This is a genomic window from Paenibacillus sp. MDMC362, assembly GCF_003269305.1.
GTDB lineage: Bacteria > Bacillota > Bacilli > Paenibacillales > Paenibacillaceae > Paenibacillus_AQ.
Map to the genome: position 1 here is coordinate 1 of NZ_QLYT01000045.1, position 21,279 is coordinate 21,279.

A 21,279-nucleotide genomic window follows, 5' to 3' on the forward strand; every position below is an offset into this window, starting at 1 on the left:
GGGGTTAGCCCACACGGACCTGAACCGTGCGCGTCTGCCAATTCCGCCACGACCGCGTATCATGTTCATCGCTATTAGGAGACAAGTCCTTATCAGCGGCGACAAGATATATAATATCACGCTACGCGAATTGAGTCAACACTTTTTTTAAACTTGATTAAAAACCTGTTTATCGGTTAAAATAGGAACACAGGTTCCCATTAAATGACCATTTTCTATATAAAGGCGGTGATGTTGATGGCCATACCGGCTGTTACGACGGAAGAACGTGCATTGATCAAGAGTTACCTGCTGCTGATGTTCATTCATAAGGTGTTTGAAAGGGATTGCCGAATCATTCAGGAGAGCGGTGTCTTCAAGAGCCCTCAATTGTATGTAGAGGTTGTGGGGAACGGCGCCAAGCGTGCTGCTGTGCTTCTTCGTGAGGTGAAGCAGGAATTCACCAAGCGGGCGATCAAGGTGTATGATATTGGACAAAACCAGGATGGAATCCATGCACGATATGCATGTCGGGGTTACATTGGTTCGGTGAACATTCTATGGCCATCCTTCCGAGAGGAGATGCTGGACCGCATGCGAGCCTATCTTGGGCTGGTTTCGCTCGAGACCGATTCCTCTGAGCAAGCCCATCCTCCTGCCGCTGTTTCCGCACGCTAATCGCTGCCCTTAAACAGAGAATAACCGTCCCCCCACTGAGCATGAATGCTCCGGTTGAGACGGTTATCGGTGACACGTGAATCAATGAAGATTATGCTGCACGCGGGTCAATCCCTGCGAGAGGGCATGTCCCGCACTGGCGGCAGACGCCACGGCTACAGCCTCCATAATCTGAGCATCCGAGGCTCCCTTTGCGCGGGCTTCTTCCATATGATAGAACGTACACAGCTCATTATTGGCAAACAGTCCGATTCCAAGCGCAATCAGCTGCTTCGTTCGCTCATCCAGTTCGCCATCCTGAAAGCAGACGCCGGTGAACTGATGATACGCTTCTGCCATTTCCGGCATGCTCTGCTTCAAATTCAGAATTTCATTCTTATAAGCCGAGACCTTGTCATTGGACATTTCCATAACCTAAAGCACCTCTTCCACAAAAATTTGATGCGAGGTTAAGTTGTCCGACGAGTGCAAGATCTATGCCTACTCTTCGATCGGGCTTACTCTTGGATCCTTTTTAAGCTGGTAGCTGTAACGGCGATCCAGTTTAACGACCCGCCGGTTTCTCCGGCGGATAATGACCTGCTCCGGGTCCCAGGCTACGACAAAGCCTATAATATCATTGGTCTCCAATCCATCCCGGACAACCCGGACCAATTCGCCGGAGAGCCGCAGTTCATCGAGTCTTTCATCGCTAATCATCACCATACCCCCTTCATAAACTTTGTGCAAAAAAAGACCTAAATGAGATCATTTAGGTCTTTTGAATGCGTTGCGATATCGACAAACATCCCGACTAAGAGATGTTCTATATACCCATTAACGCTGTGCCGGCTCGATACTGTCATTCTTCTCGTACCAAAAATCCAGAACGGTTGAAGACATGACGCGCTTCTCGATATATTCTACCTGCTGAGGCGTAAACTGTTCCTTCCATTCGAAGGAAACCTCCTCACACAATCCGGCAATCGTCAGCAGTTCTGACCAGGCAACATAACGTTTGTACCAGAAAAACTGAGGATGTTCAATCATATAGGGATATAGATCATCAAACTCCGTATGTTTACAATCCAAAGCACGTTCAAAATGTACCTTTGCTTCATTCAGCTTTTCAATCAAAAACGGCTCGGTTACAGGTTGTTTCCCCATGGTGCTGCCTCCTCTCTCTTGCCTACCTCTTTATTATAAGCGAAAATCATGGAGGCGAAAAGATTTTGTTGTGATTTTAGGCTGAAATCCACTTAAAATTGACTACGAATTTACACTATTACGCACTGTAGAGGCTAGGGTACAAACGTTCATGACGGAAGTCCTGCCTTTCGGCTCTACTCCTGACATGCCATTAGGCGTTTGGTATATTCCTAACCCTAGCTGAACGTAATCTTGCCGTCCTCTAGCGATGATATGGTGACTAACGATTCCACATGAACATTCTGTTCACGCAGCGTTCTCGCTCCGGCTTGGAAGCTCTTTTCAATCACAACGCCAAGCCCGATTAATTCCGCCCCTGCCCGTTCAATAATCTTGATCAGGCCTCTTGCAGCGTCACCGTTCGCGATGATGTCATCAATGAAGAGCAATTTATCCTCTTCACCGATAAACTGGCGCGATACCATAATGTCCGTGACAATGCCCTTGGTGAAAGACGGAACTCGCTCACACAAGGCGTCTGGATCGGCGAGCAGCGTTTTTTTGCGCCGGGCGAATACCATGGGAACTCCCAATTCAAGCGCCGCGGCAAATGCAACAGAAATGCCGGAGGATTCCAGCGTAACGACCTTGGTCACGCCGCTCTCTTTAAATCTAGCCGCAAATTCCCGGCCCATATCCATAATTAATGCCGGGTCTACTTGATGCGTCAGCAGAGCATCAAGCTTCAGCACTTGATCCGACAACACGACACCTTCTTTAATGATCCGCTCTTTCAACCAATCCATCCAAAAGACCTCCCACGATTCCTTTGTCGTAAAAGTAACATATTCCTCCCTGTACGGCAAGTACAAACGGTGACTCCGTCATTTAACTGTACGGTTCCCGTCAGAATTCCTAACATTGATCTCCTTGCCTGGCAATCATCATGTACATGCCCCCGGTAATGGACCTGGACAGGTAGGAGTCATGTCCCAGCTGAGCCAAGCATACCTTGTACTATGCAGAACGTATTAACTTTCAAGGGGGATGCGGGGCTTGCGTAATTCTATTCGTGTTTTACAGATCGCCTTTACATATATCGGAACCATCGTCGGCGCTGGCTTTGCAACCGGACGTGAAATCCTTCAGTTTTTCACCCAATATGGACACTGGGCTACGCTTACCATTCTGCTTTCGACAGGAATATTCATTTGGCTCGGCACAAAAATCATGACGATATCCAGGCGGATCGGGGCCAAATCCTTTGAGGACCTGAACAAATTTCTGTTTGGAGAAAAAGCCGGCGTCTGGATCAGCCTCTTTATGTTTGTCATTCTGCTCGGGGTGAACAGCATCATGCTTGCCGGCGCAGGCTCTGTTTTTGTGGAGCATCTGAATTTGAGCTATCAAACCGGATTGTTTGTCACGATGATCGGAACTTATTTCATTCTCAGAAAAGGCATCCAGTCCATCATGACGATGAACAGTCTTGTTGTGCCCATGATGCTGACCTTATCGCTTGCAATTATTTCTCAGACGATTCAAACACCGGGTGCCACCCGATTCTTAACCTTGACTACGGACCATACCCTGCCTTCGGTTTGGCTGGCGCCCCTTCTCTACACTTCCTTTAACCTGGTAATGGCAATGCCGGTGCTGGTCCCGCTCGGCAGCCAGACCAAAAGCGCGCGTACCGTAACCTGGGGAGGCATCATTGGAGGTACGGGCGTAGGATTTATGCTGATGGCGGCGCACTTTGCGATGTCCGCGCATATGCCCGGCATTAGCCAATACGAGATCCCGATGGGCAGCATCGCCAACCAGTTGGGCTGGCTCGTGCAGATCATCTATCTCATTCTGATCTTCCTTGAAATTTTCAGCACCTTCGTGGCCAATATCTACGGGATTACCCTGCAGGTGCAGCAGCGAACCTCCCTCTCGCCCAGAGTGATTACCCTTGGCATCATGGTATTCTGTTATTTCTTCAGCCAGTTCGGCTTCAGTTCTTTGCTCTCTCTCCTCTACCCGATGTTCGGGGGATTGTGTCTGCTTTGGGTGCTCCGATTGACTTTGTTCGGAACCCCCGAAATCAAGGGGAAATAAAGGGGCTATCCCAAAGGTAGAGTAAACCTGCCTTTGGGAAACCCCCTTTTTACGGCTGCATCGTGATGAATCGCGCACCCGGTATGAGTTTCATGGTTTGCTCCGCTACATGCCGATGACACGTCATCATCACGATTTGCCGGTCCTGCGATAATTCCGAGAGCAGTTCGAGCGCATGTCCGAGCCGTTCGCCGTCAAAATTAACAAACAGATCATCAAGCAATAACGGCAACCCCGATGCATGCGGCATCGATTGAATCAAACCGAGCCGCATCGCCAGATATAACTGCTCCGCCGTACCCCGGCTTAACCGGCTGCTCTCCACCAATTCACCACTCGGGCGCTCTGCCAGCAGGCTCTGATCTCCCATCCGCATGACAATCCGGCTGTACATGCCGCCGGTCAGCATGGAGAAATAGCGGGAAGCCAGCTGCAGCACCTGCGGCTGTTTCTCTTCCTCGTACATGCGGCGCGTACGTTTGATAAATTCGGAAGCCATCGAACGTACCGCATATTGCGAGACGAATTCCCGCAGGGCGGTGCGCTGCTCCTCCAGCTGCTGCAGGGCGGAATCCCGGTTCCCCGCTGCTTCCAGCGACTCTCTCTCCTGAAGCAGCCGCCCCCGCCGTTCCTGGAGCTCGTCCCGCAGCTGGAGCGCAGCGGATACGGCTTCCTCCTTCATCATGCATTGAGCATCAAGTTCCGCTGCATCCGTCTGCTCCAGCAGCTGTTCAAGCTGCCGGCGACCCGCCGCATCCCATCCGCTGAACATCGTAATTTCGTGATGGCGAATCGTGCGAATAAGCTCCTCACGACGCTTCGCAGCTGCTCCCATACGAAGAAAGGTTTCTTCGTCTGCCGATTGGGATGATGCAATCAGAGCCGCTTTGCGCAGCTGCAGCCCTTCCCGCTCCTCTGCAATCGCAGCCCCCTCCTTGCGCAGCTCTGAAATACGCTCGGCAAGGACCTTCCTCTGTCTCGATTCCTCTTGATAGGACTTCCATCTGGAATAAACGTTACCCAGCTCGGCAACGGCTGGAATTCGGCTGCCGTTAAGGTCACCTTGGGGATCCGCCGCAAAAATTTCGTGGCATTGGATGATATAATCCTCCGCCTCTTTTAACAGCACGTCCATTTTCAGTCCAAGCGATTTCTGCTGCCGGATCAGCTCCTGCCCCTGCTCCACTTTGACGAACACGTCCAGCATGACGTCAGGCGACAGACGCTGCGGGAGTGATCGGGACATAAGCCAATCCTCCCAATGCCGCTCCAGTTCCAAATATCGCTTCTCTTCCTGATCAATAGCGCCCTGAACCGTTTGTAATTCAGCCGCTTGCAGCGCGGCTTTCTCCTCGGCCGCCGCACAATCGGACGTCAATCGATCCAGCCGCTGCCGCCATGCTTGCCAGCCTTCCATCACGGATCGAAGCTCGCGCATTTGGGCCTCCACCATGAAGGGGTCTCGGGCCAAGGCAGCGTTTTTGTCCCTTCGACTGCCCGGAACCGTACTCGCTGCTGCCGCCGCATAAGGATCAGAGACGAGCCTGGAATAGAGATGATCTATATGCTCCGTTCCCTGCACGTCTTGAACATGGGTCACATTCGAAGCCGCACCATGAACCTCCCGACCTCGTTGACCACTCCAGAATACATAACCCATACCGAGCAGCATCACGATCCCTGAGACCACGGCAGCTTCCGTGGTTGACGTCCATAACAATACGGCCACCAACAGGAATGTCATAACAGCCATTCCCGCCAGCAGACCCGCGTGCATCCCAGGAAATCTGCCTGGGCGCGTGGAAGCAGGCTCAGGCTGAGTCCGGGTCAACCTCCGTTCGCGCCAGCGCTCGATCTCCAGCTGCAGCTGATTCCACAGCACAGCGGTCTCCTGAGGCGCAGCCGGCTTTAACATGGCAAATGCCTCTTGTCCCCGCCCCATCTCCTCGCGCAGCTGCCGCCTGGCTTCCCGCAGCGCCGATTCGGCTGCCGCCGCAGAACGCTGGGCCCCGCGCTGTTCAATGAACAGCGCCTCCATCCGGCGATCATACCCGGCAAAGGCCGCACTGATTCGCCGTACCTCCTCGCGCTCCGAGGCGGATAAAGACAGAGCCAGCAGCTCCTGCCGGGTCCATGCCGGGTCGATCTCCCGAAGCAGCTGTCCCAGCCGGACCTCCTGAGATTTGTATTCGGTCGTAAGCTCGGCAAGCTCCCGGTTTGCGGCTTCGTGCAGGCTTCGTTTCGCCCAGAGCTCCTCAATCTGTTCGCCATACTGTTCCATGAACTTGTTCAGGGGGAGAGCTCTCAGCTTATCCTCCGCATCCTCGATCGCCCGCTCGGCCCGAATCGACTGGGTGATGAGATGGCGTTCTTCCTCCTGCATCTTTTCGTATCGGGGGAGTCCATCCGGAGGAAAGTTGTCACTGTCCATCAGATCCTTTAATTCCAAACTGGCCTCACGCCATTCCAGCCAGGCCGGACGAATGTCCTGCGCTTTTCGAAGCAGCGACAGATCCTCGGCGTCCCTGATGCGATCCTGTTCCAGAAGATTCAACCGTTCCTGTATTTCCAGAATGGATGTAACGGTTTCGTTATAGCGGGAAACGTACATCTTGCTCTCCGAAACCCGGGTTCTTAAATGCTCGATGGCTTGCAGAAGCTTGGCGGTATGCTGAACCTTTCCGCGCGGCTTATACAGCTTGTCCATCTCCTGGGATAACTTGCGCTCGGCTTCCAGTATATTGGCCCCGCCGCCGATTCCGGCATGGAACAGGTAACCGCTCATCTCGGCAGACTGCAAACTGCGGATTTCCTGCAGCTCGCTTAACGAGATGGCAAACAGCTGACGAAACATATCCTTGGACACACCGCCCAAAGCATATTGCTCCAGCTCCTGTTGTCCAAGCTCAATTACAATTCCATTATCCGCTAGTTTATGAATATGTACGCGCTCGCCCCTGCCGGTGGCAGAATTTCCTTCTCTGGACCGGTTGTAGCGCCGAACCACCCAAGGCACTCCCTCCCTATCCAGAAACCGCAGCTCGCCGCCGTGAATGCCTTCCTCCGAAGGCTCTCCGCGTTCTGCAGGCGAGCTCTTGCCAGGGAATCCGTACAGCATGGCTCGGATAAAATACAGGACGCTGCTCTTTCCCGCTTCATTCGGCCCATACAGCACGGTCACAGGCGCGTCTATGTCAAGACTCTTGTCCCGGACAGCTCCAAAGCCTTGAACGTTTATCCGCTTTAGTCTCATGTTCCGACACCTTCCCCTTGCGACCGTTCGCGCAGCAACAACCCTAAGGTCAGTTCCTCCGCTCTGCGAACCCATTCCAGCAGCTCCTCCGGACTGATCTCGTCCAGCAGGGAGCGGATTTCCGCATGCTCAAGCAGAGGCTCCAAACTTTTGGCAACAACCCCGTCAGGATCTTGAACCCGTTCCTGTTCCCCTCGAACCAGACGAAGCAAGTCCCCTGCAAAGCTGTCTTCCGCCAGCAGCCTCTGCCTATCGATCGTATCTCCGGAATGAAGCGAGAAACTCTCGATCCAGACGCATCCCCGATAGCCGCATGTCTGTCCCCTCGCGGCTTCTCTTCTCCGCAGATCGGTCAGCAGCTCATCGAGCACATATCCGCCTTCAAGCTGACGATGAACCGGACCCCGTCCCGTAATCCGAACGCGGATCATGCTCAGCCCATCCGCGTTCTCTCTGCTTATCTCGGTGAGAATAGATTCCAGTGAGCGTCTCCATTCATCGACGTCCTGACAAGAATCCAGAGGCGCCTCAACGATGTGCCAGCGCATGGAATCGAGCTCATGGAAGCACAGCTTCGTGTTGGAGCTCTCATCCACATCAACGATATAACATCCCTTGGGTCCCGTCTCCCGGACATGACGTCCCTGGATATTGCCCGGATACACAATATAAGGAGATTCCTGCAAGGTTCGACGTGAGTGAATATGCCCGAGCGCCCAGTAATGGAATCCGGACTGGATTAAATCCCTTTTTGTACAAGGTGCATAGGTTTCGTGTTGGGGATCCCCGTCCACGTTTGCGTGCAGAAGTCCGATATGGTAGAGCCTGGATGACGGTGCAGGATAACGTATTGCAATATTATCGGTTACCTTCGAGGTCGGATACGACATCCCGGTAATGACCGCCACTTCTTGATGGTCCGAGCGGCGAACGGCCGTTACGCTTGCAGGCTCCCCCCCAAACACATGGACATGGGGAGGGAGCGCCATGCTAAGCTTGGTGCTGTCGAGCGGATCATGATTGCCATGGATCACATATACCGCTATCCCTTCCATTCCCAGACGGTTAAGGGAATCCAAGAAGCGAAGCTGCGCGCGCAGCGAGATATTGGAACTGTCGTATATATCCCCGCTGATGACAATAAAATCAACCCGCTCGTCGATGGCGAGCTGCACGAGCCGCTCCAGCGCACGGAAGGTCGATTCCTGAACGTACGACCGCAGAGTGTCATCGAGTCCGCTTATCCCGATAAACGGACTGTCCAGATGTAAATCCGCAGCATGCATAAATCGAAAAGAAGCCATAACCGACCCCTAACTCTCTATCTTAGGTTGAAATTTCAAATACATTTTTTTCAGTTCATTCACGGACCTGGACAGGGAATATTGATTCTTCGCCTTATCCGAAGCGGTCCGGGCAAGCTCGTAACGATAGAGCGGATCACTGATGACCTTCTCGAGCGCAACGCTGAGCGCCATCGGATCCTCCGGCGGTACAAGCAAGCCGTTTACCCCGTTCTCGATCTGCTCCGCGATGCCGCCGACATCGGTGCCCACCAGCGCAAGACTGCTAAGCGCCGCTTCCGCGAACACCGAGCCGAACGCCTCCGCTCTCGATGGCAGGACAAAGATATCAAAGAACGGCATGAACTCCTCGGGATGCAGCGTGTATCCGTAAAAAATCGTCTCCTGGTAGATGCCGAGTGTTTTGGCCATCTCCTCAAGCTCCTGACGGGAAGGTCCGTCGCCGATAATATGAAGGACGTAATCATATCCTTTGCGCTTCAGTTCCGCGCAGGCTTGGAGCAGAATGTCCAACCCTTTTGCAGGGACCAGACGGCATACCGTAATCAACTGCGGCACTGCATTTTCATGGGGCACCGGCTTAAATCGTTTATCGTCAAATCCGTTATGGATAACGCCGATCGATTCGGGTGTATTCACGTACGGAGCCATGTAAGCCTTGAAGGAGTTCGACACCGTCAACAGACGGTCGCTGATATGCTCAAGCTCCTTATATAAAGAGACCAGGAATCTGTGCTCCAGCCCACCTTCTTTGATTCTTCCGTTCAGGATGAGCTCGCGCTCGTAACTGGAATGCACGGTTTGGATGAGCGGAACCTCAGGGAATGCGGCTTTCATCGACATGCCTGCAATCGGATGATGGCTATGGATAAGATCATAAGGCTTTTGAAGTCGCAGACGTGTCCACCACAGGTAATCCCGGTAGGTTTGAAGGTATTTGGCCACGATGGCACTCCCTTCGAACTCTTTCCAATCAAAGGTGTGGAATATCGGATCCTCCTGGCCTTTGTTGCGGATCCGCTTGGGCAGCCAGAACATCTCCATCTCCCAACGGGATGAATGAAAACGCTCCTGCAAATAAGGAATCATGGACGAGACGCCGCCTGGCTGTTCAGGAGGGAAGAATAATGCTTGAAGAAGTTTCATGGGGATCCCCCTTTCTCTAAATCTCTTTTCAGATTCTTTTTCGATATGATATATTAGAACATATGTTTCATGCAACGAAAAAACCTATCCCTACTCAGGAGTGAATCAATTTGTCCTATGAATTGAGCTACTGGTCCACTTCTTCACTACCCACCTTATTTGCTGTGTGCGGAGCTTATATCGCGCTCATGATGCTGATCATGTGTCTCTTTATGTACAGCAAGCAGCGCAAGAATGCTTACATATATATGGCGGCAGCCTTCTTCTTCATTATGACATACGAGGGTTTGAACATCCATTCGACTTGGACGGGAAAATCTGTTTTTACGCCGGAATCGGACATCCTCCGTTTCATTCAGCTTTTTTCGTTTGTCCTGCTGAACATCTCGGTTGTCATGCTGTACCGTAAGATCAAGACCATGCATTATTGGCTTCCCTTGTTGTCCGCCGCACTTCTCATTCTTCCCTCATTGCTTCCTTACACCCTGGACCCGATATGGCAAAGCATATATTTTGATGGTTTTCAGCTCGCTGCCCTCTACCTGGCATATACCCAAGTCACTCCTCGGATCGGACAACCGATCAAATATGCGATTGGACTTGCCGTCTACGCCTTCTCGGCTGTTCTGCAATCCATACATACCTATTCCGGCGGCCTTTCACCTGCGTTTCAGGGACTCGCTCTCGCCCTGCCGGTACTCTTCTACAGCATCGTGTTCTTCATCCTGTTCAGACGCATTGTGGAGCTGATGCAGTCCATCTACCAGTCTGCCATTACGGACGGATTAACAGGACTATACAACCGCAGGCATTTTATGAAGTATCTGGACCATTACGCTTCTCAAGAATTAAAAATATCCGCTATCTTCTGCGACATCGACAATTTCAAGAAGCTGAATGATACCCAAGGCCATGCCAGAGCCGATGAAGTGCTCAAACAGGTCGCCGCCATTATGGAGGAGGAACTTGACGGTATCGGGATTACCGGCCGGTATGGCGGCGAGGAATTGGTGGCCCTGGTGGTTGACCGCAAAATCAAACCCGAACAGGTCGCCGAGAACATCCGGGCCAGGGTGGCAAGCGAGAGCATCGTCACCATCAGTATCGGCTACAGCGTACTGCGCAAAGGCGTTCGCGGCGATGAACTCATGAAACAGGCCGACAAAGCGATGTACCATTCCAAAACGACCGGCAAAAACAAGGTATCTGATTACCGGTCTTTAAAAGCCTCATCAACCGAACCAACGGAATCCGCCGGATAACTCTGGCGCAGGCTGCCCACTATATGAAGTGGGCGGTCTTTTTTTGCTTGACATTTCTTTACTACGCCTGCGGCAACGTGATAAACTAATGACCGATTCCTTAAACCAGAGAAGAAATGACGCTGAATCAGGATTTTTTTGCCTTTACACTTCAGCATGTACCTTATTCTAAAGAAGGAGCAATACAACGAATGCGAAAGGAACTATTGCCTGTTGGCTTTGTCGCCAGCATGAATGATATTCTCGGGGATGCCTCGTGCGATTTTTGGGACAGCTACGATCTGCCCCGCACTCACGGGCTGCGTCTTAACCGGCTGAAAGCGGTTCATGCCGCAGACAGCGTAAAAAAACTCATCCGGCAATTCGAGCTAACGCCAGTGCCCTGGTGTGATTCCGGATACTATTATGATGAAAGCCTGCGTCCAGGCAAACACCCCTATCATGCCGCTGGACTATATTATATTCAGGAGCCCTCGGCTATGTCCGCAGTCGAGCTGTTGAATCCTCAACCCGGAGAAACCATCCTGGATCTTGCGGCTGCCCCCGGCGGCAAGACAAGCCATATTGCCTCCAAGATGGCGGGACGGGGACTGCTAGTCTCCAATGAGATCCATCCCGAACGGGCACGGATTCTGGCAGAGAACGTGGAACGTATGGGAATAATGAATACCGTCGTTACGAGTGCGGCACCGGATCAGCTATCCCGCCGTTTCGTTGCCTGCTTTGACCGGATCATGCTTGATGCGCCATGCTCCGGTGAAGGCATGTTTCGAAAGGATGCCGCAGCGATTGAGGAATGGTCCCCTGAACATGTGGATCTGTGCGTTGCCCGGCAGTGGGACATTGTTCAAGAGGCGTACCGGATGCTTAAACCGGGAGGAACCTTGGCTTACTCCACCTGTACGTTCAACACGGCTGAGAACGAAGAGATGATTAGGCGTATTCTTTCGCAGTATCCCGATATGGAGCTTCGTGAGATGAAGCGCTTGTGGCCGCACTTGGAACGGGGCGAGGGGCATTTTGTTGCCATCTTGGTCAAATCGGCGGCTGCCGAAGTTTGTAATGAAGACCTCGGTTACTCTTCGGTTAGCAGCAAATCCCCGGCCAAATCCAGCCGGGGCGGCAAACAAGGGCCTGCGCTCTCGGCCCTGGCCGACTTTCAAGACTGGGCGAGGCAGGAACTCCCCGGCTTTGAGCCTGACTGCGGTACTCCGTTATTGTTCGGTGAGGAACTGTACTGGCTTCCGGTCAGCGAGAGCATGGCATGGAATGACAAGCAGCTGAAAGGCTTGAAGATGCCGCGCGCAGGTCTGCATCTGGCTCATCTGAAGAAGAATCGAATCGAACCGGCCCATGCTCTTGCCATGTCCTTGCATCCTGGCCAAGCTGCCCGCAGCTGGGATCTGCCTTCAGATTCAGCCGAGACGGCTGCTTATTTGCGGGGAGAGGTGCTCTCCATTCCTTCCGAATACCGGGGCTGGACGTTGGTAACCACGGATGGATTACCTCTGGGATGGGGCAAGGCCAGCGGCGGACAGCTCAAGAATCACCTGCCCAAAGGCTTGCGTAACCCAAAGTAACGCTTCTCTTCGCAGTTTTATAATGAATGATAAGCCGTAGTGTTTACGGATTGTGGTGCGTATTAGACTTTACGTCGCAGGTGAGTACATCCGACCGATTACTGTATAACATACGTTTAAAAAGCGTCATAAAAATGGGCGTCTCTCTGCAATTACAAACAGAGAGACGCCCATTTCTTTATCCAACTAAAACCGGATGTCGTCTGTCCTCATCTTAGGCTGCATCCTTATCTATAAAACGGCGGCAGTTATTTCCTACAGTTCCGAAGCCGCAGGAGGCACTCCAAGTTCGAAGCCGATGGTCTGAAGCGCAGCATTCAGCAGGGTGGCGTCCATAGCAACAACAAACATCGCTGCCACATACACGATGCACAATACCTTATTCGGGCTCAGCTAGGTGCTCATGGTCTATGCTCTGCTGACGACGGCCCGGTGTTGGCATACAAACTTCGCGGCCGCAGATCAACCCAGTTCTCGTTGATAAAGGCTGTGCATTCCTCCCGCGTGCTAAGTCCAAAAGCCTGTGTCCAGCCGTTCGGAACAGCAGCGAAACCCGGCCAAAGCGAATATTGCTCCTCATGGTTCACCAGTACAAGAAACTTGCCGTCGACTTGCTCAAAAGGATTGGTCATGGATTAGTTCCCTCCTCTCCGATGTGGTCAGCCCACCGGTTATAGCTGCCCCTAGCTTGCTTAGAATGCACTTTCCGATATAATCCAGTGGACCCGGCTGGCATAAATCCTTATGCCGGCATTCGATATCATGCCGCTCGATCTTGCCTCCCACGTAAGGCTCCCACATCTCCGGTTCAATGGGATCGAACCAATCGGGGATGATCGTCGAATGGAAGAATAACATATCTCCCTCAAACCGTTTCGGAACGTAAGCCTTCAACAGCTGAACCGAATTCTCATAGGTCGTCTTCAGATTCATGATCGTTTCAACCTCAAGGGACGAGAGCGCACTGCTCTCATTCCGCAGCAATTCAAGGGCTGCCGCTATGGTTAACGGCGCGTCTCCAAGACCCGCTTCAATGCTCTCTCTGTCGAAGCCTCCCAGCGCTAACAGCGCGGTTAAAGCCTCGTCTTCATCGGGGGTTTCCTTGATCGGCAAATAATGACTTGGGTAAGCATCCAGTATGGCTAGCAATTCAATGTCTTCACCCGCCTCCTGCAGCTGCACCGCAATGGACTGCGCGACATTGCCGCCCAGAGACCATCCGAGCAGCCGGTATGGCCCTTGCGGTTGAAGAGAACGAATATGGTCGATATAGTCTTTTGTCATCTCTTCCAGTGATTTCGGCAGCTCCTCTGCTTGCGCAATTCCTCTCGCCTGTAACCCATAAATCGGATAATCCATGCCGAGATGCTTCATTAAACCGGCGTAACACCAGCTTAATCCTCCTGCCGGATGCACGCAGAACAGCGGTATTTGATCTCCATGCGCCCGAAGCGGCAGCACGACCTGGAGCGCACTTTGTCCGCCGCCCATCTCAAGCTTGTCGATAAGCCCCGCCACCGTAGGCGCTTCGAATAAAGCTGCTATGCTTAATTCTTTGCCGAGCGCTTCGCGAACCCGGCTGATAAGCCGGACAGCCAGTAGCGAATGGCCGCCGAGCTCGAAGAAGCTGTCATCGATACCCACCCGTTTGACTCCCAATATCTCCGCAAATAACTCGCATAACACTTCTTCCTGCGGAGTTCGTGGATGGCGTCCATCGGCATCGGGCCCCATATCTGGAGCCGGCAGCGCTTTGCGATCGAGCTTCCCGTTAGGCGTAAGCGGCAGCTTGTCCATAAATACGAACGACCCGGGAACCATGTAATCAGGAAGCATGGAGGCGGCATATCGACGCAGCTCAGCGACTGAAGACAACTCGCCGCCGGGCTTGCTCACGACATAAGCGGCAAGCCGGCGGTCTCCGGGCTGATCCTCGCGCACGATGACTGCCGCCTGACTGATATTGGCATGATGTGTGAGGACCGATTCGATCTCGCCGAGTTCGATCCGGAAGCCGCGTATTTTCACCTGATGGTCGGACCGCCCCAAATAATCCAGTGTACCATCGGCCAGCCGCTTCGCCAGATCTCCGGTTCGGTACATTCTCGTCCCCGGCGGACCATACGGATCGGCCACAAACCGATCGGCGGTCAGATCTGGACGACTCCAATACCCCAGCGCAAGTCCTGCACCGGCGACATACATCTCTCCGATTACGCCATACGGAACCGGCCGAAGCTTGGAGTCCAGGACATATACCCTAAGATCCGGAATGGCTTCTCCGATCGGACTGCCGGCTCCCGGCAGCGCAAGGTTGCGGTTCAATTCCATATAACTGACATGCACGGTCGTCTCCGTAATGCCATACATATTAATCAGACGCGGGGCATCGTCGGCATGACGCTCATACCAATCCGTTAACCGTCCGAGTTCCAAGGCTTCACCGCCGAACACAACGTATCTCAGCGATAGTTTCTGCCCCAGTTCCGCCTGCTCTCGATCCGCCTGAATCAGCGGGTAGAACGCCGAGGGAGTCTGATTCAGCACGGTCACGCCTTCCCGGACCAGCAAGCTCAACATGTCGCCCGGCGATCTGCTGGTCGTATGCGGAACAATAACGAGGCGGCCGCCGTACAAGAGAGGCCCCCATAATTCCCACACCGAGAAATCAAAGGCATACGAGTGGAATAATGTCCACACATCAGTCTCATCAAATTGAAACCAATGCGCGGTAGATTCAAACAACCGGATGACATTCTGATGCGGTACAAGCACGCCCTTCGGTTTGCCGGTAGACCCGGAAGTATAGATGATATACGCGGCACTCAGCGGCGTAAGGGGCCTGTGACGTTCATGGTCGCTTGGATTCTCATTAGAATAGCGCTGCACCCGTAAAGCTTGTTCAGGTTCATCCATGACAACATGCTTAATGCGTGCAAAGCTCGTCAGCTGATCCATCACCTGAACGCTCGTAATGACGCATACCGGACAAGCATTCTCCATCATGTAAGCCAGCCGATCCTCCGGATATTCCGGATCCAGGGGCAGGTAAGCAGCCCCTGCCTTCAGTACAGCCAATATGCCGATGACCATGTCCAACGAACGCGGCAAGGCGAGCGCTACGATCTGATCCGTCCCGATGCCGGAGGCAATTAACAAGTGAGCAAGCCGATTGGCACGCTCGTTCAGCTCCCCATAAGTAAGCGATAAACCATTATGGACAATCGCGTTCCTATGAGGCGTGCGGATGACCTGCTCCTCAAACCGTTGAGGCAAGGTTGCCTGCTTGGTAAGAGGCAGCGGAGCGCTCCACTGTCGACGGGTTTCCTCACACTCCTGAACGGTTAATATATCGAGTTGACTGATGGCTTTACTTGGTTCATTGGCAGCACTCTCCAATACGCGCACATATCGTTCCGCCATCGCCTCCGCCGTTCTGCGCTCGAACAAATCCGTACTAAATTCGATCATTCCGTCGACTCCGTCAGGTTCGCCGTGATTATCCCGCCGCTCCGTCAGCTCGAAGGTTAAGTCAAACTTCGCCGTACCTACGCTTTGCAGCTGCAGTTTCGAGCTGACACCCGGCAGTTCAAGCGAAGTTTCCGGCGTATTTTGCAGCACGAGCATCACTTGGAAGAGCGGATGTCTAGACCGGGAACGCGGCGGGTTCAATGTCTCGACAAGCCGCTCGAACGGCACATCCTGATGCTCGAAGGCCGCCAGGCTACTCTCCCGCACCCGCTGCAACAGCTCGTCGAACGACGGGTCATCCGACGTGTCGACACGAAACACAAGCGTATTGATGAAGAAGCCAATCAATTGATCCAGACTGTCGTCGTTCCTGCCCGAGACCGGGCTGCCGATCGGAATGTCCGTACCTGCACCCAGCTTCGTAAACAGCGCAGCCATCGCAGACTGAAACACCATGAATAAAGTCGCCCGATTGCTCTGCGCGAGTGTATTCAGCCGCCGATGCAGGTCACGCGAAATCGGAAACGGCACGCTTCCGCCCTGATAGCTGGCAACAGCCGGCCTCGGATAATCGGTGGGCAGCTCCAATTGCTCCGGTAAATCGCAAAGTGCCTCGGTCCAATAGTCCAGCTGGCGGGCGATCAGACTGCCCTTATCGCCTGTGCTGCCTAGAAGCTTCTCCTGCCAAACGGCATAGTCTGCATATTGGACCGGCAACGGAGACCATTCCGGCTCACTCCCCAGGCGCCGAGCCATATAGGCATCCGATAGGTCGCGTGTCAGGGGGGTAAGCGACCAGCCGTCTCCAGCTATATGATGCAGCAGCAGCAGCAGGACAAACTCTCCATTACCCAGTTTGAACAACTCTGCCCGCAGCGAGGTTTCCGCGGCAAGCTCGAATGGGTGCCTGACGGCTTCCGCCAATCGATCGGGCAGCGCCGAGCCGCTGATTTCGGTCACGATCAGTTCCGGTCGTGCCTCCTCGGCATCCAGGATGCGCTGATAGGAAATCCCGTCATGATCCGGGTAAACCGTGCGCAGCGATTCATGACGGGCGGCCACATCACCCAGCGCCATCCGCAGTGCTGCCAGATCAAGCTCACCTGACAAGCGAGCCACGAGCGGAATGTTATAGGTCGGGCTCGGACCCTCCAGGCGATATAAAAACCATAACCGCTGCTGGGCAAAAGATAACGGTGGATACTCCGTCCTTATGACGGGACGTACAGCCACTCTGGCCCCTTGCGCATGATCAAGCCGTTTGGCAAGACCCGCGGCCGTCGTTGTTTCAAATAGACTTCCTATGCTAAGCTCCACGCCGAAGGCCTCCCTGACTCTTACCATCACCCTGCCGGCAAGCAGGGAATGGCCGCCGAGGGCAAAGAAATCATCATCAATGGTAACCCGCGATAAACCAAGCACCTCGGCAAAAATCGTACACAGCATTTCCTCCTGCGGTGTCCGCGGCATGCGGCCGCCCGTTAACGGATGATCCGGTGCAGGCAGCGCCTTGCGATCCACCTTCTTGTTCGGCGTTAACGGCAGCGCGTCGAGTGCCACGATGACAGACGGGACCATGTACTCGGCCAGCTTCTCTGCGGCATAATCCCGTATTCCTGCTGCATTGATGATATTTGAAGCAGATCGCGATGCTACGATATAAGCAACAAGACGGCGATCACCGGCCCGATCCTCGCGGATGATGACGCAGGCCTGCTCCACCTCCGGATGATCCACAAGCACGGACTCAATCTCTCCCGTCTCGATCCGGAAGCCGCGCAGCTTGATCTGATGATCGGCACGCCCCAAATAATCAATCCAGCCGTTCTCCAGCCAGCGGGCAAGATCGCCTGTACGATACATCCGGGATCCGGGAGGACCGAAGGGATCCGCTACAAACCGTTCCGCTGTCAAATCGGGGCTTCCCAGATACCCCCGGCCAAGACCCGAGCCTGTAATGTACAGCTCGCCCGTTACGCCTGGCGGAACCGGGGACAGTGACGAATCAAGCACATATAACCTCGTATTCCAGACGGGCCCCCCAATGGACGGCTTGTCCCGTTCATAATCGAGCTTGGCCGCTGTCGAATAAATCGTTGTCTCCGTCGGTCCATATTGGTTATTCACTTCGCAGTTCAGATCTTGAAGCGCAAGCTTAAGTCCCACCGGGAGCGCCTCACCCCCGGTTATGACTTTGAGACGCTCAAACTTTCCTGGACGGCAAGCGACAATGGACTGCCACAACGTCGGGGTCGCCTGCATGATGGTCGCCCCCGTTTCCCGAATTCGGCCTATGAGAGCCGCTGCGTCGAGAATGGTATCCCGCATCACGATGTCGAGCGTCGAGCCGCAGACCAACGGCAGCAGCACTTCCATGACCGAGATGTCGAATGACATCGTGGTAACCGACAGCCAGCAATCCCGCTCCCCTATCTCCAATCGCTCACGCATATCCGACAGCAGATTGGCAAGTCCTTCGAACGTAAGCAGGACGCCCTTGGGCCGGCCCGTTGATCCGGAGGTATAGATAACGTAGGACGGGTGAAGCGGAAGCAGCGGACTTATGCGATCAGCATCGACAGGGTTATGAAGCGCCTGCTGCTCCAAGCGCTGGAGGGTAGCCGGAGCATCCAGCATAACCACATCCTTGTCTTTCATGACAGCTGCGAAGCTTCCAGCCAGATCCTGTGTCGTTATCAAACAGGCCGGCTTCGCATCTTCAAGCATATAGGCGATCCGTTCGTCCGGATAATCCGGATCTAACGGCAAGTAAGCCGCCCCAGTCTTATGAACGGCCAGGATTGCGACGATCATGTCCGCCGAACGGGGCAGGGAAAGGGCAACGATTCGTTCAGGACCTATATTGGAGGCAATAAGCAGGTGGGCCAGGCGGTTCGCTCGCTTGTTCAGCTCTTCGTAACGTAAGGTTAATCCCTCGCATACCACCGCCTCCGCCTGCGGGGTACGTGCCACCTGCTCCTCGAATAATTCCGGTATGCTTAACTGCGGTAAGGGCCGTGCCGTATCATTCCACTGAATAAGCACCTTGTCGCGTTCTTCCGGCAAGATGATAGCCACGCTTCCAACAGGATGGCCCGGCTCCGCTTCGGCCAGGTTGTCCAGCAAATACAAATAGCGATGTAAATGGGAAGTTAACTCCTCCTGGTTATACATCAACGGATTGGCATCCATATCGACTCTCAGCCCGTTTCCATCCAAACTTCCATATACGTTCAAGGTCAGGTCATCCACCGGACCGGAAGCCAGGTTACGGACGATGCCGCCACAGCCTCCAAAGTCCAATTCCGAAGCAAAGGGCATCACATTAACGAGCGGTCCAAATAACCTGCGGTTATCAGCAAGCAGCTTGAGATCGCGCCGGATATCCTGATGCCTGTAGCGCTGATGCCGCTTGATCTCGCGAATCTCCCGTGTGACCTGCTGCAGCAGGTGGATTAGACTCATATCCGGCCTAATGCGCACCCGAAGCGGCAGCACATTCATGACCATCCCTGGAATACGGATGGAGGCCGAACCTAAGCGGCACATCACCGGCAATCCAAGCACAACATCCTCTGCGCCGGTTATTCGATGTATATATAGAGCCGTTGCAGCCGCCATCACGTCCGGCCAGCTAGTCCCTGATGCTTGCGCGGCCGCCCGTATGCGATGGATCGAAGATGCAGGAAGCTGCACCGAACGGCGCAGGAAGCTTCGCGCTGAACGCTGTGCCTGCCCCCCTAAGCTGACGACCTCCGGCTCATCGGCAAAGCGCTGCAGCCAGAATTCGCGATCCGAGTCGAGCTGCTGCGACATGCGGTATGACGTATCTTCTTCCATGATCGTGCGAAACCTGCCGAACGAGCCTGTGCCGGAAGATACGCCGCCCGCCAATTCCGTGTAGACTTGAGAGACTTTTTGCAGCAGAAGCGATACGCCGAACCCATCGATTACGATATGATGGATGCGTTGATACCAATAGTAGCGATCGGCGGAAATCTTGAACAGCGCCTCCGTAAACAACGGCCCTTGGCTTAGATCCACGGCTTGATCAAGGTCATGCATCATCCAGCTTTGGGCTGCATGAAACGGATCCTCCTTTCCGCTGACATCCACCACATGAAGCTGCCAATCCGGAGATGGATCAATCGACTGCCAAGGACCGTCCATATCTTCCCCGAAGCGAACATGCAATGCTTCAGCCTCCCCGACCACCTGACGTAAAGCCCTCTCGAACAGAATCGGATCTACAGGTCCTTGTATTTCAATGCATTCCGCCGTGTTGAATATCGGGTTGACCGGGTCAAGCTGCTGTGCGTACCATATCCCCAGCTGCGCTCCGGACAGAGACCAGCGCTCCTTCTCCCGCTCAAGCATATCCATCCCTCCTTACACCGTATCATAATCATAATTAGGCCGCGACAAGCTTAGCCTATTTGACAGCAATCCCCACCAGCCCGCCAATGTAGGCAGCTCTGCCATTTCCACAAAGCTGATGTCGATGCCCTCGCGCCGTAACCGCTCGGCCAAACTCATGATCCGAATGGAATCCAGCCCCCAGTACTCAATCAGATGGTCGTCTTCACCAATATTTGACGGCTGCTCCTGCAACAAATCCGCTACGTTCTCTCGCAGCGTTTGCAGCGTCAGCAGCGGTTGGACCTTCGCAGAACTCCCCGTATTCCCCTCTCCGCCCGGAGCTTTAGAATGCTCCGAGACAGAACGCTGCTCTTGAGTTAACGTAGCAACCAAACGTTCCGTGGTCAGCGCAACAGCGCAGCGTTCGGCAGCATAAGTCAGTGCCAGGCGATGCTTCTCTTCCGAGAAATCGGCAAGGGCATCTGCAATGAAGAAAGGCTGAATGTCTTTCATAAAAGCTTCGGTTGCGGTCAGCAAACAGCCAATATGAGCGTATATCCCGCAGATCATCAGTTGGTCGCGGCCTAACTCGCGCATCATCTCATGCAAATTGGTTTTCTGGAAGGCGCTGTATCTCCATTTGGTTAACAGCAGATCCCGTTCGTCCGGCGCCACCGCATCCACGAACCTTTTCTGATAAGGACCGTCATTGATGCCGGGTCCCCAGAAATCCTGCAGCAGACCGCGCTGCTCCGGTGCTTGTCCGCCAGGCTGTGCCGAATAGATAACGGGAATGCCAAGCTCGGCGCAGCAGGACCGAAGCTTCTGAATATGGGCAATCAGCTCCACGACAGGCGATTGATCTGGAGTGAACGCATCGATGAAATATTGCTGCATATCGTGGATGAGCAGCACGGCCCGGTTCGGATCTGCCGTCCATTGCACCTTATTCTTGGGCAGATCCGCCTCCCCTGGCATGGGATAAGGTAAAATTTTTGGAAGTGCCATCATATCTC

General features: G+C 53.7%; 14 protein-coding genes. 4 read left to right on the forward strand and 10 right to left on the reverse strand.

Annotated features, from left to right (window positions below; all coding sequences use genetic code 11):
* Window positions 1–237: 237 nt before the first annotated feature.
* Entirely contained in the window at window positions 238–657 is a 420-nt protein-coding gene (locus DP091_RS22165) for a YhjD family protein (protein ID WP_113060310.1), read from the forward strand.
* Window positions 658–738: 81 nt separating this feature from the next.
* On the opposite strand, the gene DP091_RS22170 is transcribed toward DP091_RS22165, so the two are convergent.
* The 4 genes from DP091_RS22170 to DP091_RS22185 all read right to left on the reverse strand — a co-directional run bounded on the left by DP091_RS22170 (window position 739) and on the right by DP091_RS22185 (window position 2,591).
* On the reverse strand, window positions 739–1,068 hold the full coding sequence (locus DP091_RS22170; protein WP_071221734.1) for a carboxymuconolactone decarboxylase family protein: 330 nt from the start codon (window positions 1,066–1,068) through the stop codon (window positions 739–741).
* A gap of 69 nt (window positions 1,069–1,137) precedes the next feature.
* Window positions 1,138–1,356, reverse strand: a complete 219-nt coding sequence (locus DP091_RS22175) for a hypothetical protein (RefSeq protein WP_076325776.1) — start codon at window positions 1,354–1,356, stop codon at window positions 1,138–1,140.
* A gap of 117 nt (window positions 1,357–1,473) precedes the next feature.
* Entirely contained in the window at window positions 1,474–1,803 is a 330-nt protein-coding gene (locus DP091_RS22180) for a hypothetical protein (protein ID WP_071221736.1), read from the reverse strand.
* 218 nt (window positions 1,804–2,021) lie between these two features.
* Window positions 2,022–2,591: a xanthine phosphoribosyltransferase gene (locus tag DP091_RS22185; RefSeq protein WP_071221737.1), complete on the reverse strand. Its 570-nt coding sequence runs from the start codon at window positions 2,589–2,591 to the stop codon at window positions 2,022–2,024.
* A gap of 250 nt (window positions 2,592–2,841) precedes the next feature.
* Between DP091_RS22185 and DP091_RS22190 the strand changes: the two genes are divergently transcribed.
* Window positions 2,842–3,888, forward strand: coding sequence for a YkvI family membrane protein (locus DP091_RS22190; protein ID WP_113060311.1), 1,047 nt, complete (start codon window positions 2,842–2,844; stop codon window positions 3,886–3,888).
* A gap of 49 nt (window positions 3,889–3,937) precedes the next feature.
* Here the strand turns inward: DP091_RS22190 and DP091_RS22195 are convergent, their stop codons facing one another.
* From DP091_RS22195 to DP091_RS22205, 3 genes are read right to left on the reverse strand one after another with little or no spacing between them, the layout of a single operon-like run.
* The gene (locus DP091_RS22195) at window positions 3,938–7,141 is read right to left on the reverse strand and encodes an AAA family ATPase (protein WP_113060312.1); all 3,204 of its coding nucleotides are present in this window, start codon (window positions 7,139–7,141) and stop codon (window positions 3,938–3,940) included.
* Complete coding sequence (locus tag DP091_RS22200; RefSeq protein ID WP_113060313.1) at window positions 7,138–8,445, reverse strand: metallophosphoesterase family protein; 1,308 nt, start codon at window positions 8,443–8,445, stop codon at window positions 7,138–7,140. Before DP091_RS22200 ends, DP091_RS22195 begins: the two co-directional genes overlap by 4 nt.
* Before the next feature lie 9 nt (window positions 8,446–8,454).
* Entirely contained in the window at window positions 8,455–9,591 is a 1,137-nt protein-coding gene (locus tag DP091_RS22205; protein ID WP_113060314.1) for a glycosyltransferase family 4 protein, read from the reverse strand.
* Between the two features lie 110 nt (window positions 9,592–9,701).
* Between DP091_RS22205 and DP091_RS22210 the strand changes: the two genes are divergently transcribed.
* On the forward strand, window positions 9,702–10,853 hold the full coding sequence (locus DP091_RS22210; protein ID WP_113060315.1) for a GGDEF domain-containing protein: 1,152 nt from the start codon (window positions 9,702–9,704) through the stop codon (window positions 10,851–10,853).
* Window positions 10,854–11,044: 191 nt separating this feature from the next.
* Window positions 11,045–12,433, forward strand: coding sequence for an RsmB/NOP family class I SAM-dependent RNA methyltransferase (locus tag DP091_RS22215; protein WP_113060316.1), 1,389 nt, complete (start codon window positions 11,045–11,047; stop codon window positions 12,431–12,433).
* Window positions 12,434–12,834: 401 nt separating this feature from the next.
* Here the strand turns inward: DP091_RS22215 and DP091_RS22220 are convergent, their stop codons facing one another.
* The 3 genes from DP091_RS22220 to DP091_RS22230 are packed head-to-tail and all read right to left on the reverse strand — an operon-like array spanning window position 12,835 to window position 21,271.
* Complete coding sequence (locus tag DP091_RS22220; RefSeq protein WP_113060317.1) at window positions 12,835–13,065, reverse strand: MbtH family protein; 231 nt, start codon at window positions 13,063–13,065, stop codon at window positions 12,835–12,837.
* Complete coding sequence (locus DP091_RS22225) at window positions 13,049–20,281, reverse strand: amino acid adenylation domain-containing protein (protein WP_113060318.1); 7,233 nt, start codon at window positions 20,279–20,281, stop codon at window positions 13,049–13,051. Before DP091_RS22225 ends, DP091_RS22220 begins: the two co-directional genes overlap by 17 nt.
* Before the next feature lie 12 nt (window positions 20,282–20,293).
* On the reverse strand, window positions 20,294–21,271 hold the full coding sequence (locus DP091_RS22230) for an isochorismatase (RefSeq protein ID WP_113060319.1): 978 nt from the start codon (window positions 21,269–21,271) through the stop codon (window positions 20,294–20,296).
* Window positions 21,272–21,279: the final 8 nt, after the last annotated feature.

Excerpts from the sequence above, each read along its gene's own strand:
- DP091_RS22165 (WP_113060310.1), top strand. The coding sequence starts at position 238 with ATGGCCATACCGGCTGTTACGACGGAAGAACGTGCATTGATCAAGAGT.
- DP091_RS22225 (WP_113060318.1), bottom strand. The coding sequence starts at position 20,281 with ATGCTTGAGCGGGAGAAGGAGCGCTGGTCTCTGTCCGGAGCGCAGCTG.
- DP091_RS22205 (WP_113060314.1), bottom strand. The coding sequence starts at position 9,591 with ATGAAACTTCTTCAAGCATTATTCTTCCCTCCTGAACAGCCAGGCGGC.
- DP091_RS22170 (WP_071221734.1), bottom strand. The coding sequence starts at position 1,068 with ATGGAAATGTCCAATGACAAGGTCTCGGCTTATAAGAATGAAATTCTG.
- DP091_RS22195 (WP_113060312.1), bottom strand. The coding sequence starts at position 7,141 with ATGAGACTAAAGCGGATAAACGTTCAAGGCTTTGGAGCTGTCCGGGAC.
- DP091_RS22180 (WP_071221736.1), bottom strand. The coding sequence starts at position 1,803 with ATGGGGAAACAACCTGTAACCGAGCCGTTTTTGATTGAAAAGCTGAAT.
- DP091_RS22185 (WP_071221737.1), bottom strand. The coding sequence starts at position 2,591 with ATGGATTGGTTGAAAGAGCGGATCATTAAAGAAGGTGTCGTGTTGTCG.
- DP091_RS22230 (WP_113060319.1), bottom strand. The coding sequence starts at position 21,271 with ATGGCACTTCCAAAAATTTTACCTTATCCCATGCCAGGGGAGGCGGAT.
- DP091_RS22175 (WP_076325776.1), bottom strand. The coding sequence starts at position 1,356 with ATGATTAGCGATGAAAGACTCGATGAACTGCGGCTCTCCGGCGAATTG.
- DP091_RS22215 (WP_113060316.1), top strand. The coding sequence starts at position 11,045 with ATGCGAAAGGAACTATTGCCTGTTGGCTTTGTCGCCAGCATGAATGAT.
- DP091_RS22220 (WP_113060317.1), bottom strand. The coding sequence starts at position 13,065 with ATGACCAATCCTTTTGAGCAAGTCGACGGCAAGTTTCTTGTACTGGTG.
- DP091_RS22200 (WP_113060313.1), bottom strand. The coding sequence starts at position 8,445 with ATGGCTTCTTTTCGATTTATGCATGCTGCGGATTTACATCTGGACAGT.